This is a genomic window from Sphingomonas sp. Leaf62, assembly GCF_001421915.1.
Classification (GTDB): Bacteria; Pseudomonadota; Alphaproteobacteria; order Sphingomonadales; family Sphingomonadaceae; genus Sphingomonas.
Window position 1 is genome coordinate 92,407 of sequence record NZ_LMLN01000026.1, and the last position, 14,988, is coordinate 107,394.

At 64.9% G+C, this 14,988-nt stretch carries 10 protein-coding genes and 1 pseudogene; 7 read left to right on the plus strand and 4 right to left on the minus strand.

The window, feature by feature from the left end; translation table 11 throughout:
* Positions 1-161 precede the first annotated feature (161 nt).
* The 5 genes and pseudogenes from ASE91_RS19430 to ASE91_RS10995 all read left to right on the plus strand — a co-directional run bounded on the left by ASE91_RS19430 (position 162) and on the right by ASE91_RS10995 (position 7,461).
* A complete protein-coding gene (locus ASE91_RS19430) occupies positions 162-641 on the plus strand; it encodes a hypothetical protein (protein ID WP_156357790.1) in 480 nt (159 codons plus the stop codon).
* Positions 641-1,948, plus strand: coding sequence for a hypothetical protein (locus ASE91_RS10980; RefSeq protein ID WP_156357791.1), 1,308 nt, complete (start codon positions 641-643; stop codon positions 1,946-1,948). Before ASE91_RS19430 ends, ASE91_RS10980 begins: the two co-directional genes overlap by 1 nt.
* A gap of 62 nt (positions 1,949-2,010) precedes the next feature.
* A pseudogene (locus ASE91_RS21055) lies at positions 2,011-2,175 on the plus strand (patatin-like phospholipase family protein); the annotation flags it as partial.
* Between the two features lie 1,828 nt (positions 2,176-4,003).
* Complete coding sequence (locus ASE91_RS10990) at positions 4,004-4,636, plus strand: tyrosine-type recombinase/integrase (protein ID WP_056626123.1); 633 nt, start codon at positions 4,004-4,006, stop codon at positions 4,634-4,636.
* A 779-nt stretch (positions 4,637-5,415) separates the two neighbouring features.
* The gene (locus tag ASE91_RS10995; RefSeq protein WP_200911247.1) at positions 5,416-7,461 is read left to right on the plus strand and encodes a beta-glucosidase; all 2,046 of its coding nucleotides are present in this window, start codon (positions 5,416-5,418) and stop codon (positions 7,459-7,461) included.
* Here ASE91_RS10995 and ASE91_RS11000 read toward each other — a convergent pair.
* Genes ASE91_RS11000 through ASE91_RS11015 form a run of 4 tightly spaced genes read right to left on the minus strand, consistent with a single transcriptional unit; the run spans position 7,451 to position 12,333 of the window.
* Positions 7,451-8,854, minus strand: coding sequence for an efflux transporter outer membrane subunit (locus ASE91_RS11000; protein ID WP_200911248.1), 1,404 nt, complete (start codon positions 8,852-8,854; stop codon positions 7,451-7,453). The two genes, ASE91_RS10995 and ASE91_RS11000, sit on opposite strands and share 11 nt — an antisense overlap.
* Positions 8,854-10,020, minus strand: coding sequence for an HlyD family secretion protein (locus ASE91_RS11005; RefSeq protein ID WP_056626129.1), 1,167 nt, complete (start codon positions 10,018-10,020; stop codon positions 8,854-8,856). Before ASE91_RS11005 ends, ASE91_RS11000 begins: the two co-directional genes overlap by 1 nt.
* 4 nt (positions 10,021-10,024) lie before the next feature.
* Entirely contained in the window at positions 10,025-11,716 is a 1,692-nt protein-coding gene (locus ASE91_RS11010; RefSeq protein WP_200911249.1) for an MFS transporter, read from the minus strand.
* 8 nt (positions 11,717-11,724) lie between these two features.
* Entirely contained in the window at positions 11,725-12,333 is a 609-nt protein-coding gene (locus tag ASE91_RS11015; protein WP_235530439.1) for a TetR/AcrR family transcriptional regulator, read from the minus strand.
* 118 nt (positions 12,334-12,451) lie between these two features.
* On the opposite strand from ASE91_RS11015, the gene ASE91_RS11020 reads away from it, so the two are divergent.
* A complete protein-coding gene (locus ASE91_RS11020; RefSeq protein ID WP_056626142.1) occupies positions 12,452-13,771 on the plus strand; it encodes an NtaA/DmoA family FMN-dependent monooxygenase in 1,320 nt (439 codons plus the stop codon).
* 26 nt (positions 13,772-13,797) lie between these two features.
* Complete coding sequence (locus ASE91_RS11025; protein WP_056626145.1) at positions 13,798-14,502, plus strand: nitroreductase; 705 nt, start codon at positions 13,798-13,800, stop codon at positions 14,500-14,502.
* The last annotated feature ends 486 nt before the right edge of the window (positions 14,503-14,988 follow it).

Consider the following 14,988-nt stretch of genomic DNA (forward strand, 5'->3'; position numbering starts at 1 on the left):
GTGCGACTTGCTGAAGGGCTTAGAGATGGCCGCGGCATCGGCTTGGGTCAGCGGTAAGGCGGGAGCAGGAGGGATAGACTCAGATTCGTATTGTCTGGCGTTGTTGCGCCGACGAAATTATGAGATGCTGTAAGAGGGGGTACATCGACGGGGGTGGATTGATGACGGACAGTCACGATGCGCGTGGGCATAAATTAAGCAACCGTCAGCGCAAGAAATTAGCGCGGCGCGACGAAATTGGATCAATTGCTGGGGTTGGTCCTGCAGCACCAGCCGGAGTTTTCAAATATTCATCCGCGGCTATCGGTGCCGTCGAAAATGAAGATGACGATGTGATCCGCGGCACCAAGGTATATAATGCGGTGAAGATCGAAATAGAGACCAGCAAGCGCAAGCCCTTCAATGCCGATAACAAGCTGATCGATCCGCCGTGCCGCTTCAAGGAAGATAGTCTAGAGCCTTTCCTGTTGCGGATAGCCGAACGGCTGCGCGATGGAACACCTCGTATTGCATTTCCTACGGGCGGCGCCTTCGCCTCCCCCAATCACAAAAGCTGGGATGCATTCATTACCGCTATGCTGGCGACCAACCTGCGTGCGCTCATGTCCGGTATCACGCTTGCCTCGAAGGTCACTGGCTGATGCGGCGCTGGCTTCGATCCACCGCATTGGTAACCGCTATAGCCCTCTCAAGCGGGGAGGCGCTCGCCGCGATCGACCCCGCCATAATCTGCAACGACGGCGTGGTCGACAAGGAACGTCTGGCGATCCTCGCGCTCAGCAATGCGCAGGTTTCCTTTTACCCACTTTACTGGGCTGGGCGTAACGGTGATCCGTTTGGCCAGCTTCCGGCCGCGGTGCGGGTGCTCGCCATCTCGAAATTTTGCGACCTGCCCGCCGGGGCCGCTGGGCCGCCGGTTTGCGACAAGGGCGATGCGGACAAACTGGCGCAGGCCCGCAATTATTTCGACGAACTGCTTGGCGATCCGCGCTTTGGCAATCCGACCGGCGTCGAAGCAGCGGCGTATCTGCGCTCGACCAATATCCGCATTACCTGTCCTTCGGCAGCCGTCATCGCCGCTGCAGCGGCGGAGGCGCTCACTCCCATCAAGCAGCCCGATATCAGTAAGGCGACGCTGCGCGTTCGCGGCTCGACCGATGGCCTGCAGTTCCGGCGCGGTAGTTCGCAGTTCGCCGGGCTCGACAAGGCGACCGTTACGTTCGGCGACGATCGCAAGGATGCTAAAAAGACCTTCCAAGTGACGGCCATCATTGGTCTGACCGTACCCGTCAGCACCGGCTTCGAAGCGGTGCCCTATATCGGCTATTCGATCGACAAGAGCACCAAGAAGGACGACTTGGCCACCCCCGCCGACGAAACGGTCAAGACCGTGAATAAGGACACGCTGCGCACAGGGTTGCTGCTAAACTACCGCATGGCGACGACTGGCGGCACGCATTATTTCCTGTTTAGGCCCGAATATGCCGCCAATCGCAAAGATCGCAGCGAACTCGTTTCCGCGAATTTCGCGTACGTTCCGGTGCTCGACTGGCTGAACGACTATGCGGTCAGCATTCGAGGGAGCAATCAGCTCCCACTCTTCTCGATAATGCCGCGCGGCGAGCTGCGCGGCACCTATGGCCATTTTGGCAAGGCCGGGACGCGCCTCGCGGTTGACAGTGTCGATTTCTTGCGCGTCGGCGGCCAGGTCGGTGCCACGCTCTCCAGCGACATCGACTGGCTGCCGATCGACCTCACTATCACCGAATCCTATCTCTATGGCCTTAGCGGCAACCCGGAGGATCTGAGCCAGCTCAAATTCGTGCTGAGTGCGAGCTTCGATGCGAAGAAATATTTCGGAGTCGATATCGGTTATACGCGCGGCCGGGCCGAAGATCTGCTGGAGCGTTCGAACGAGTGGACGATCGGCTTCGGGGCAAAATTCTGAGCGACGATACTCGCGGGAAGGAGCAGAGGATGACAAAGCCGTTACCGCGCTACACTGCCGAGATGTTTGGCAATCCCGACAAGGAATGCGACATCGTCATGAAGGGAGGGATCACGTCCGGCGTCGTCTATCCCTACGCCATCCTCGAGCTTGCACGCGGCTATCGCTTTCGCTCGATTGGCGGGACTTCGGCCGGGGCTATCGCTGCGGCATTGGCCGCCGCCGCCGAATATGCACGAACCGTGCGGAACGACCCGGGCGGGTTCGTGCGATTGCAGGCGCGCTGCGACACAATCCCTGAAATCTTGGGCGATATGTTTCAACCCGAGCCGCGTTTTCGGGGGCTGATGCGCTATTTGATGCGCGGCCAAGCCAGCGGCGCGTCGGCATGGATATTGGGGTTGCCGTTCGCCTTTCCCTTCATCTCGCTTGTCGGGAGCGCAATCGGCGCGTTGACGATGTGGCTTGTCGGTGGCGGCATTGCGGGCGCGGTGCTCGGCGGCGTGGTTGGTCTTGTCATAGCGCTAGTGTTGTCACTGTGGCGCCTCGTCTTCCATCATCTGCCCACGGCGGGCTTCGGCTTATGCACGGGCAAGACGGTGCCTGGCAATAAGGGCCTAGGGCTGACCGATTGGCTGCATGAATCGATCCAGGAGATCGCATTCGGCGCTGAACCTCATGACCCGTTGACCTTCGGCGATCTTGCCGGGGCCGGCTCCCTCAGGCCCGCTGTCGATCTGCGGATGATCACCACCAACCTGTCGATGCGGCGGCCGCATACATTGCCCACTTTGGGCTTGTCTGGTGCCTTTTCGCTCGAAGAATGGGACAAATTGTTTCCGGCGCCCGTGATCGCGTTCCTCGAAGCGAACACCAAGCCATTTGCGCGGCTTGCGGACCTTCGCGGCTTACCCAGCGCAGCGCAGTTTCCCGTCCTCGTTGCCACCCGGATGAGCCTGAGCTTCCCGCTGCTCTTCGCGGCCATTCCGGCTTACGTCCGCGATCTTGCGACCTATGCGATTGCACGCTCAACCGGGACCGCCGCGGCGATCCGCAAAGCGCGGATCTGGTTTGCCGATGGTGGCATCAGTAGCAATTTTCCGATCCATATGTTCGATACACTGCTGCCCTCCCGGCCGACCTTCGCGCTCAGCCTGGACGACCTGCCGGACGATGCCGATATGGGCGGTGAGCGCGTGATCATTCCGCAGCGCGCCGGGCAAGGCGTTTGGCTGCCGGTCCGGCCGATCGATGATATCGGGGCGTTCGCCGGAAGCATCCTGGGGTCAGCCAAGGACTGGCAGGACCAGCTGCTCAGCACCATGCCGGGCCAGCGCGAACGCATTGCGCGTGTATTTCTGTCGCCCGATGAAGGCGGACTTAATCTGACGATGCCGAAAAAGCGATCCGCTGCATTGATGCAATATGGCCTGAGCGTCGGGCAGAAGTTCGCCAGCGGAGCGCTAAACTTTGACGAGCATCGCTGGCGGCGCTCGCTCGTCGCCTATGACCAGCTTGAGCAGGCGGTCGTGGGCACCGAGCGCGTCTGGAATGCAGGCTTCAGATCGTGGTTTGCCGCTTATAGTGCCAACCCCCAAACCTATAAGGCGGTAACCAAGACCGACCGCAGGAACATTCACGATCGCCTGCAAGCCTTCGCACTGCTCTCCCACCTGTTTCAGCCGTTGGTCCGAAACAAGACTGCCAAATTCCCCAAGCCGATTGGCAAGCTGCGCATCGGGCCGGATTTCTAGGATCGGCGCCGCATCCGCGGCGGCGTTGTCGGGGCTTTGTCCTTAGCGTCGGCGTGGGATGCGCAGACGCCCGCTTTCTCGGGATCACTTCGCAAAGCCAGCCAGTCCGAGAGCGGCCCATCTCCGGTCGCTACCCAAGGCCGGTCGGGGAAGCACTGGACGTCGGCTCTTGGTAAAGTCTGCCGTTGCAGACCCGACCGGCGAACGGCGCATTTTGGGTCGGTTGCAGACGGGGCGGCCCGTTATTCCGTGCAAATGACCACGTTCATTCGACGGCCAATTACGGCCGTGGAGACGAACAATGGGACACGCACAGTATGATCCTGCCACGCATCGCCGCCCTGTGTGGAATGCAGGCAAGGCCGTCGGCACAAAGCGACCGCTGACGCAGAAGCAAATCTGGGCCGTTCGCTTCTTCCTGGATCGAGAGGGCCGCCTCCGCGACCGAGCGCTGTTTGACCTGGCGATCGACAGTAAGTTGCGCGGCTGCGATCTCGTGAAGATCAAGATCGGCGACCTCGTCTCCGGGCCTGAAATCAGGACCCGAGCAATCGTCATGCAGCAGAAGACCGGACGCCCTGTCCAGTTCGAGCTTACGGCCGATGTCAGAGCGAGCCTCCTCGCGTGGCTTGAACGCCGCGGCGGCACTGTCCACGACTACGCTTTTCCGAGCCGCATCGATCATGCGGGCCATCTCAGCACGAGGCAATATGCTCGGCTGGTGGATGAGTGGGTTGTTGCGATCGGACTTCGCCGGGCCGAGTACGGGACTCACTCGCTTCGCCGCACAAAAGCATCAATGATCTACAAGGCCACCGGGAACCTTCGGGCGATCCAGATCCTGCTGGGCCACACGAAGATCGAGAACACTGTCAGGTACCTCGGCGTGGACATCGAAGATGCCCTCGTCCTAGCTGAACGGACCGAAATCTGACACTGGGGCGGCCCATCTCCATAAGTGGTGGGTCGCTTCCACGCCGGACCGCTTCCGACCAGATTACGCCGTTCCAGTCATCCTGCCGGAACGGCCGGGTCTGACAGGAGCAGTCGTCCGGGCGTTATGAAATAGTCAACCAGCGGCATCGAAGACAATCTGCTAATCTCTGTGATGTCTTAAAACCGGCCACACGGATGGCCGCTTGAGGCTGCGCCCCTCTATCACTGGATATAATTTCGAGAAAAGACATTTGGGAACAGATTTCGGGAAAACTGCCGCTCCCGGATATCCGCGTCGTAGGAACGCGAAGGCCTCCCCCATTGGGGCTTCTCAATCAAGACCCTTCGATTGGCAGGTAATTGACAAAAATAAGAGGCAATTACTGAACCGTCGCTGCTTAAATGCAGGTCTGAAGCAGCGGGCCTTGGCCTGACGAGCAACTGGCTCGCATGGCAACAACGGTTGGGTTGAATGCCCGTCACCACGGTATGGCGGATTGCCCTCATTGCTTTGGAAAATAACTCAGGAACAAGAGACACACGGTGTATCTTTGGAGGCCTGATATCCACGATTCGCACAGGCAGACAATGAACCATTCCAGGGTCGATCCACCCGCGTCCGCCCAAGCGGCTGAAGATTGGACATCGGCGTCCACCATCCGGGGGGACACGGCCGGTCGGACCTGGGACGATCGGGCATTGCCGCCGGAGGAACGCGCGGCGCTAGTGGTCGCGGCGATGACGGAGGACGAGAAGTTCGCCTGGCTTTCGGGGCGCATGGCCATTCCCGTCGGCGACGCGAAAAAGCCCGACGGCGCGCTAGGATCGGCGGCCTTCTATCCCCGCATCCCGCGGCTGGGCATCCCGGCGCAGCAGCAGTCCGACGCCAGCCTGGGGATCGCCAATACTGCAAACGTCCGACCGGGCGACAACGCCACCGCGCTGCCGTCGTCGCTGCTGCTGGGGGCGACGTTCGATCCGGCGACGGCACGCGAGACCGGCGAACTGATTGGCCGCGAAGCGTCGGCCAAGGGCTTCAATGTTCAGCTGGCGGGCGGTGCGAACATCGTGCGCGAGCCGCGGGGCGGTCGCAATTTCGAATATGTGTCGGAGGATCCGTTGCTGACAGGCGTCATCGCTGGTCATTCGGTCGCAGGCATCCAGTCGCAAGGCGTCGTGTCGACGGTGAAGCATTTCGCCCTCAACGCGCAGGAGACCGGGCGGGTGCTGGCCAATTCGGTGCTGGGCCTTGGGGCGCTCCACGAGTCCGACCTGCTCGCGTTCAGGATCGCGATCGAGATCGGGGCGCCGGGGGCGGTGATGCCCGGATATAATCTGGTCAACGGCGACTGGGCGTCGGAAAGCGAATATCTGCTGAACACCGTGCTGAAGGGCGAATGGGGCTATCCCGGCTGGGTCATGTCTGACTGGGGGGCGACGCATTCGACGGTCAAGGCGGCGCTCGCCGGGCTGGACGTGCAGTCGGGTGCGAATCTCGACCCGAAACCGTTTTTCGCCGATCCGCTGCGCGCGGCGGTGGCGGCGGGACAGGTGCCGCAGGCGCGGATCGACGACATGGTCGCGCGGCAGTTGCGCAGCCTGTTCGCGGTGGGCGCGATCGACATGGCTGAGACGCCGGACGGCGCGATCGACTATATGGCGCACCGCCTGATCGCACAGCGTGCGGCGGAGCGTGGCATCGTGTTGCTGAAGAACGAGGGCGACATCCTTCCGGCACCCCGCAGGATGGGGCGCGTGCTGGTGATCGGTCGCCGTGCCGATGCCGGTATGCTGGCGGGCGGCGGATCGTCGGCGGTGTCGCCGGTGGGCAGCCTGTCGGTCGAGGGCAGCGCGGTGATGGGCGTGCCGATGGCCAAAGTCTATCATCCGTCGTCGCCGCTGCACGCGATCAAGGCGGAGTCCGGCGCGGCGCAGGTCGATTTCGTCGATGGCACGGACGTGGGCAAGGCGGTGAAAGCAGCCGCCGAAGCCGACATGGTCTTCCTGTTCGCCGAGGAATGGCGGACGGAGGGCGAGGACCGGCCGGGGCTGGACCTGCCCGACGATCAGGACGCGCTGATCGCGGCGGTCGCCGCCGCCAATCCGCGAACGGTGGTGATCGTGCAGTCCGGCGGGGCGGTCGCGATGCCGTGGTTGGACGAAGTGCCGGCGGTGCTCGCCGCCTTCTATGCCGGATCGGGCGGGGGCGAGGCGATTGCGGGCATCCTGTTCGGGCGGGTGAACCCGTCCGGGCATCTGCCGATCAGCTTCCCGCGCGACGTCGGGCAGTTGCCGATCCCCGAGCAGCGCGATCCGGCGACGACCACCTCCAATCCGGGGATGCCGGTCGAGGGCGAGGTCTTCGATATCGATTACAATATCGAGGGATCGGATGTCGGCTATCGCTGGTATGCGCGCGAGGGGCTGGTGCCGCTGTTCCCGTTCGGCCACGGCCTCAGCTACACGGCGTTCGACCATCGCGACCTGACCGTCGATCACCGCGACGACACGGTCGTGGCCAACGTCACCGTCCGCAACACCGGCGACCGCGCGGGGGCCACGGTCGTGCAACTTTATGTGTCGCGATCGGGCGCGGGCGGCTTCGTCCCCCGGCTCGGCGGATTCGCGCGGGTCGATCTGAAGCCGGGCGAGCACCGTGACGTGACGTTGCGCATCGACCCCCGCCTGCTCGCCCGGTTCGATGCCACCGCGCGGCGCTGGGTACGGGAAGCAGGAGCCTACACCCTCCGCGTCGCCGACGATGCGCTGGCCGACGGGCTGAATAGCAGCATCGTGCTGCCCGCCGCGTCCTTTACCGACTGACCGTCGCGGCGGGCGGGGGCGGCGCTCCGTCGCCCCACCCGCCGCCCAGCGCCGCCCATAGCTGGATCAGGTTGGTCAGTTGCTGTTCGCGGACCGCGATCGCGTCCAGATCGGCCTGGAACAGGTTACGCTGGGCATCGAGTTCCTCGATATAGGCGGCATAGCCGCCGCGATAGCGATCGCGGGCGAGGACGAGCGAGCGTTGCAGGACCGCGCGACGCCGGTTGACGCGGTCCGCCTGCTCGCGCAGCCGGCGTTCGCCGGACAGCGCGTCCTCCACCTCGCCGAACGCGGTCAGCACCGCGCCGCGATAGGCGAACGCCGCCTGATCGCGCTGCGCGGTCGCCACATCGAAATCGGCAGTCAGCCGCCCCCCGGCGAAGATCGGGGCAAGGACGCTGGCCCCCGCATTCCACAGCGTCAGCGGGTTCCAGCCGAGCGCATCGCTGAACAATGCGCCGGCCGATCCGGTCAGTTGCACGTCGGGCAGGAACTCGGCGCGGCGCGATGCCAGCACATGATCGGCAGCGACCAGCGTATATTCGGCGCTGACCAGATCCGGCCGCCGACGCAGCAGGGTGGAGGAAAGACCGGCAGGTGTGGCAGGCAGGGCGACGCCCGCCAGGCTCCCCCGCACGATCGGGCCGGGCAGGTCGCCGGTCAGCCGGCGCAGCGCGTTTTCCTGCACCCGCATCGCCTGTTCGAGGACGGGGATGGTTTGCGCCACCGCCTCATATTCCGACTGCGCCTGCGTCAGTTCGAACTGCGAGCTATAGCCCAGCCGGGCGCGGTCGTCGGCGATGCGCAGCGCCTCCGCGCGACTGGTCAGCGTGTTGCGGCTGATTTCCACCTGTGCCGCGAGCGACAGCAGGGTCACATAGCCGCGCACGGTCGCGGCGATCACCGCGAGGCGTGCGGCGTCGCGGTCCGCCTGGCTGGCGACGTAGCGGGCACGCGCCGCCCCTTCGAGATTGCGCGCCCGCCCGAACAGGTCGAGCGTCCACGCCCCGCCGACGCCGGGCTGTGCGGAAACGCTGCGGGCCGCGCCGCCGGTCTGGCCGGGTGCCCGCTGCACGCCTGCGTCGCCACTGGCGTCGAGCGACGGCAGGCGCGCCGACCGGGCCTGCCGGGTCAGCGCCTCCGCCTCCTCGACGCGGGCGACGGCGGTCAGCACGTCGGTATTGTTGGCCATGGCGCGATCGACGAGCGGCGGGATCGCCGGGTCGCCGAGCCGCCGCCACCAGTCCCGATCCGCCGCCACGGTCGCTGCCGTCGGCGTGTCGCGCCACGCCGGCGGAGGAACCACCGCGGCCGAGCCCGGGGCCGGCCGGATCGTCGGCGCACATCCGGCCAGCATGATCGCGGCGACGCCCATGGATATCAGAGCGCGCATCATCGTTCCTGCTCGCGCGGCGACACCGCCCCGCCGGTATCGACCTGCGCGACCACCGACATGCCCGGCCGCAGCCGACGGGCGAGTGGCTGATCGGGGTCGATGCGGATCCGCACCGGAATGCGCTGGACGATCTTGGTGAAGTTGCCGCTGGCATTGTCCGGGCGCAGCACGCTGAACTCAGATCCGGTGGCGGGCGCAATCTGTTCGACATGGCCGCGCAACCGCGCACCGTCGAGCGCATCGACGCGGAAGCTGGCGGGCTGGCCGATCCGCATCCGCGCGGTCTGCGTCTCCTTGAAATTGCCGACCACCCACAGTTGTTCGGGCACCAGGAACATGAGCTGCGATCCCGCCGCGACATATTGGCCGACGCGCACCGACGCCTCGCTGATCTGTCCGTCGCGCGGCGCGCGGATCAGCGTGTTCGACAGGTTTATTCTGGCAAGATCGACCTGTGCCTGCGCCTGCTGCACCGCGCCTTCCAACGCGGCGCGCGAAACCTGCGTCGACCGGATCGTCTGGCGCTGACTGTCGATATTCGCCTCGCTGCGGGTCACGCCTGCCGCGGCGGCCAGCCGGGTCGCGCGCACCTGATCGCGTTCGCGCAGCGACACGGAGCCGCGATCCGCCAGCTCGCTGACCCGCAACAGGTCGGCATCGGCGCGCACCAGTTCGGATTCCGCCTGTTGCCGGTCGGCGATCCGGGTCCGGAGCGTCGCGGCATTCTGCGCGACCGTCTGGTCCCAGTTGGCGAGTTCGGCCGTGGCGATCTTCAACTGCGCCTGCGCCTGATCGAGCTGCTGGCGATAGATGCGGTCGTCGATCTTCAGCAACAATTGCCCGCGCTTCACCGGCGCGAAATCGCGCACCAGCACGTCGGTGACATAGCCGTTGACCTGTGGCGCCATCGCCGTGATCTGCCCCCGGATATAGGCGTTCTCGGTCGTCCGGTCGCCGCTGGTGAACGGCCACAGCCGCCATGCGTAGAGCACGACGAGCGTCCCGATGACGAACAGGATCGCCATCGCGATGACGGCGCGCCGCGTCGGGCGGATCGTTTTCGGCGGATCGTCCGGCGCGGGAGCCGGTGCGGGCGGGCTCGGCTCCGCCGCCGCGGCGGCATCGGTGGTTTCACGGTCGAGCGTGGTGCGGGTGTCGGTCATCGGATCATACCGTTACGGAACTGGCGGAGGCGGAGGCGCCTGCCGCGGGTGGAGATGCCTTGCGCGCCGCCCGCGCCGCCCGCGCCGCCCGCGCCGTCACGGCGACGCGGTACAGCGACCAGAGGAGGAAGATCGTGGCGAGGATGGCGTTCAGCGTGAACACATCGTTGAAGGCGCGGACATGCGCCTCGCGCGTCGCGGTCTGCGCCAACAGGCCGACCCCCTGTGCCTGACGACGCACCGGATCGGTGATCTGCGCGGCATAGACCTGCCCCTGCTGGGCGAGCCGTTGCGCCACCACCGGGTCGCCGGGGTCGAGGTTGGCGGTGATCTGCGCCGAATATTCGTGCTGCCGCACCTGTTCGAACGTGCCGTACACCGCCGGTCCGGCAAGGCCGCCGATCGATTGCGTCACCGCGAACAGCACAGAAAAGGTGACGATATGGTCCGCCCCCTTCGACAGCGCCTTCATCACGCCGGTCAGCAGCAGCGGCCCGATGAACAGGCCGGACGCGATTGCCAGCAGCAACTGGCTGACCATCATCGTCTGCGGCCGGGTATCGCTGGTCGCGTCGTTGTCGATCAGCGATCCGGCGATGATGAGCAGGATCGCGCCGACGAACTGGACCGGCATCGTCTTCGGCCCGAACGTCACCGCCGATACCGTCATCCCGAGCAGCAGGCCCGCGAGCATGACGGCGTAGAATAGTTGCAACTGGTCCGGCCCCATGCCCAGCGTGCGCAGCAGGCCGGTCGCGGCATAGGTCTGTTCCGACAGCAGCAGCCGCATGGTCAGCGCACCGACCGCGAAGCGCGCCGTGTCGGCGGTGCCGAGCCAGCGCGTCTTGACCAGCGGGTTGCGGCGATGATGCTCGATCATGAACGCCACGATGAACAGCCCCAGCGCGGCGATCAGCGCGAACGCCATCCACGGCTGCTCGGTCCACCATTGCGTTCGCCCCTGCGCCAACACGGCGCCGACCAGCGCGAAGGCGGGGGCCATCAGCGCGAAGGTGAGGAAATCGAGCCGTTCGAACGAGGCGATGCGGATGCCCGGCGGCAGCTTCAGCGTCACGCACGCGGCCAGCGAACATAGCGCCAGCCCGAACTCGAACAGGTACAGCGTCTGCCATTCACCCAGATCGAGGAGTGCGGGCGAGATCAGCCACGCGACCGGCGTCCACACTTGGGAAATTCCCAGTGCGACGCACAATCCTTTACCCAGCTTCGCCTTCGGAAACGCCTGCAGCACATAGAAGAAGCCAAGGACGCTCATCGGCGCGGCGGCGAACCCCGCTACCGCGCGGACGAGGATCGCCATCTCGTAGCTGCGGATCATCAGATACAGGATCGTGATGGCGATATAGGCCAGCAGGCTGCACTCGGCGTAGCGGCGGATGCCGAATTGCTGGCGGCATTTGAACAGGATCAGGTTCGACGAGACGTTCGTCATCACATAGGCGGCAGGCAGCCATGTCCCCTCGACCGGGGTCAGGCCCAGCGCGCCCTGAATCTGCGGCAGGTTGGCCGAGATCAGCGCGTTGCCAAGCCCCCCGGTCGCGCTGACCAGAATCCCGACCAGCAGATACGACGCGCGGACGGCCGGGCGATGCCGCGGGGTCGAGGGCGACCCCGGCATCGAAGGCTTCTCATCCTCCTCCCACGCGGGGATCGGTTCGAGTGGCTGTAGCTGCATGGCGGAGATCAGCAGTCGTCGGGGCGCGCGGGGTGGCACCCGCCGGCGGACCACCCGTCGCGGAGCAGGTTTCGCAGCCGATCCTGCGTGTCGGTGCGCGCCGTCATTCGCCCGCTCGCCCACGCGACGGCCAGCGATGCGAGGAAGATATCCGTCGCCGAGGCGGTCGGCTGGGCAAAGCCGTCGCGTTGCGCCGCACGCAGGAAAGCATCGGTGCTTTCGATGATCCCGTCGCAGGTTGATTTGAACGGCGATGCGGTCACCGACCAGCCCGCGCGCAATGGTTCGGGCAGGCCATCATAGGCGCGCATCCAGTCGCCCAGCGCGTCGATCCATCGTTCCAGCATCCGCCCGCTATGACCGCCGTCTGCCTCGATCATGGCTTTTTCCCGGTCGAGGCGCTCGTGATGTGGCGCGAGCAGCGCGAGAAGCAGTGCGTCGCGCGTCGGAAAATGTCGATACAGTGTCGCGTTGCCGACGCCAGCGAGCTTGGCGATCGCGTCCAGCGACACATCGACGCCCCCCTCCGCAACCGCCCGGCCGGCCACGTCGAGGATGTGCGCGCGGTTCTGTAACGCATCCTTGCGGGGCGTTCGGGGAATTGGCGACACACTCACAACGATCATCCTTGATAAACGGGGAGCCTCCCCATATCTGATTTCTCGAAACGGGGATAGCCCCCGTTAAAGCGAAGCGTGTCTCCGATCGGGGACCGCCACAGGATCGGAACCTCCAATGTCTAATAAGCTGCTTATCGGGATGGTGTTCGGAAACGGCTATGGCGCGCAGCCCGGGGCGTGGCGGATGCCGGGCGTCGATCCGACGGGCTTCACCAATTTCGACACGCTGGTCCGCTATGCGCAGATGGCGGAGCGGGGGAAATTCCAGTTCCTGTTCATGCCCGACTTCCCGACGCTGAAGCCGAATACCGGCACCGATGCGCAGCAGCTGAACATCGAGCCGATGATGACGCTGGCCGCCGTCGCGCGCGGGACGGAGCGGATCGGCATGGTCGCGACCGGCTCCACGACGTTCAGCGAGCCGTTCAATCTGGCGCGGCAGTTCAAGGCGCTCGACCTGATGAATCACGGTCGCACCGGCTGGAACGCAGTACCGACCAGCGATCCCGCGATCGCCGCCAATTACGGCCGCGCCCTGCCGCCGCGCGGGGAGAAATACGAACGGCTGCACGAGTTCATCCAGATCGTGCAGGCGTTGTGGGGTAGCTGGGGCCGCGATGCGTGGCTGCACGATCAGGCGTCGGGGCGGTTCGCCGACATGACGCAGATCAAGCCGGTGAATCTCCGCGGCCGCCATCTGGCGACCAGCGGCCCGCTGGCGCTGCCGCCCTCCGAACAGGGTCAGCCGGTGATCTTCCAGGCGGGCGGTGGCGATCAGGGGCTGGAGGTCGCCGGGCGCTACGCCAGCGGCGTGATCGGCGCGGTGTTCTCGATGGAAGATGCAAAGGCACAGCGCGACGCCCTGCGCGACGCTGCCGAACGCGCCGGTCGCGATCCGGACGAGATCAAGTTCTTTGCCGGGCTGATGACCACCATCGCGCCCGACCGGCGGGCGGCGCTGGACCGCCGGATCGCGATGTCGGGCCACAGCTTCGAACCGCGCATCGGCTATCTCGGCCAGATGATCGGGCTGTCGCTCGATCCGACGCAGCTCGATCAGCCGCTGAGCGCCGCGCAACTCGCTGCTGCGCGTCCGTCCCCGCAGGACCCGCGCTCCGCTTATGCGCTGAGGATCGCGCGCGAGGGCTGGTCGCTCCGCGACGTGCTGGCGCACGGCGTCATCGACTATCACCCGATGATCGTCGGACCGGCGGTCGAGGCGGCGGACCATATGCAGACATGGTTCGAGGCCGGTGCCTGCGACGGCTTCTGGCTGTGCCCCGACGTCTATGAGGACGGCCTGCCGAAGCTGGTCAACGAACTGGTGCCGATCCTCCAGCAGCGCGGCCTGTTCCACCATGATTACGAAGGGGCGACGCTACGCGATCATCTGGGCGCACCGGCACAATATGGCCGCGACCCGCGCCTGACCTGAACGCTTGAGATTACAACGAGGTATTCATGACCGACTCCCCATCCATTACCGCCCCGGAGGGCACGTTGTCGTTTCAGCAGACTGTCCGCACCCGCCGGTCCTGGCGCGGCTTCCTCGATCGCGTCGTGCCCGAGGACGTGCTGGCCGCCGTGCTGGAGGATGCCCAATGCGCGCCGTCGAACTGCAACACCCAGCCATGGGACGTGCATATCGTCCGGGGGACGAAGCTGGCAGACCTGTCGCGCATCCTGCACGCGAAGAATGATGCGGGCGAGTTCACCGGCGACTTCTCGTTCGACATGGGCGCGTTCTACGGCTGCTATGGCGAGCGCAAGAATGAACAGGGCAAGGCCTATTACGAGGCGATGAACGTCATGCGCGATGACAGGGAGGGCCGCCGCCGCGCCGCCGCGAAGAACCTGTCATTCTTTGGCGCGCCACAGGTGGCGTTGATGTTCATGCCGTCGTTCGGCGACGATGTGCGCACCGCGGGCGACATCGGCATGTACGGCCAGACGTTTCTATTATCGCTCGCGGCAAGGGGGCTGGGTGGCATCCCGCAGACGTCACTGGGCTTCTACGCCGGCACGATCCGCGAGTTCCTGGGTATTTCCCCGGACATGAAGATGCTGTTCGGCATGTCGTTCGGCTATCCTGACGATGATGCGCCGGCCAACCGGATGCGGATGGCGCGCGTGCCAGTCTCGGAAAGCGTCCATTTCCACGACTGATCATTTTCGGCGGCCCACTCCAGTCTCAATTGGTCAATATGTAGTCCTGAAGTGGTGCCAAAAGGGATATAGGAGCGGGCGGAGCCTGGGCGTGATTACGTGGCGGTCGTTTCTATTCTTTACTGATGGATGCCTTCCGAGGCGGGGTACTCTCCCAAAACTCGGTCGTTTTCGGGATGGGTCGGCGAGGCGACTGTCCGAGGTGTTCAGTTCAAGTTGTCGAAGGCCGACAGGCCTGCATGTTCTACGGCAAGGCCAGGCTTGGTCCGAAATCACAGCTTTCGGGCGAATTTGCCGTTCGCCGAAGCCATCGCGGATGGTGATTTTATTCCCGGAGTCAGTCACCCCGGTCTCGACCAGGAGCAAGATGATCAAACGGCCGGTTTCGGGAAATAGCTGCGTCAAGCTGAACGTCGGGAACTGGGTCGGGAGCTGCCAGCGCTGCGGCAGCGCAGACCCAGGACCAGACATCCGCAACCCCCTCTG

Bases quoted from the DNA above. Each gene is read 5' to 3' on its own strand.
- ASE91_RS10980 (WP_156357791.1), top strand. From the start codon at position 641: ATGCGGCGCTGGCTTCGATCCACCGCATTGGTAACCGCTATAGCCCTC.
- ASE91_RS11020 (WP_056626142.1), top strand. From the start codon at position 12,452: ATGTCTAATAAGCTGCTTATCGGGATGGTGTTCGGAAACGGCTATGGC.
- ASE91_RS11005 (WP_056626129.1), bottom strand. From the start codon at position 10,020: ATGACCGACACCCGCACCACGCTCGACCGTGAAACCACCGATGCCGCC.
- ASE91_RS10990 (WP_056626123.1), top strand. From the start codon at position 4,004: ATGGGACACGCACAGTATGATCCTGCCACGCATCGCCGCCCTGTGTGG.
- ASE91_RS11010 (WP_200911249.1), bottom strand. From the start codon at position 11,716: ATGCAGCTACAGCCACTCGAACCGATCCCCGCGTGGGAGGAGGATGAG.
- ASE91_RS11025 (WP_056626145.1), top strand. From the start codon at position 13,798: ATGACCGACTCCCCATCCATTACCGCCCCGGAGGGCACGTTGTCGTTT.
- ASE91_RS10995 (WP_200911247.1), top strand. From the start codon at position 5,416: ATGGCCATTCCCGTCGGCGACGCGAAAAAGCCCGACGGCGCGCTAGGA.
- ASE91_RS11000 (WP_200911248.1), bottom strand. From the start codon at position 8,854: ATGCGCGCTCTGATATCCATGGGCGTCGCCGCGATCATGCTGGCCGGA.
- ASE91_RS19430 (WP_156357790.1), top strand. From the start codon at position 162: ATGACGGACAGTCACGATGCGCGTGGGCATAAATTAAGCAACCGTCAG.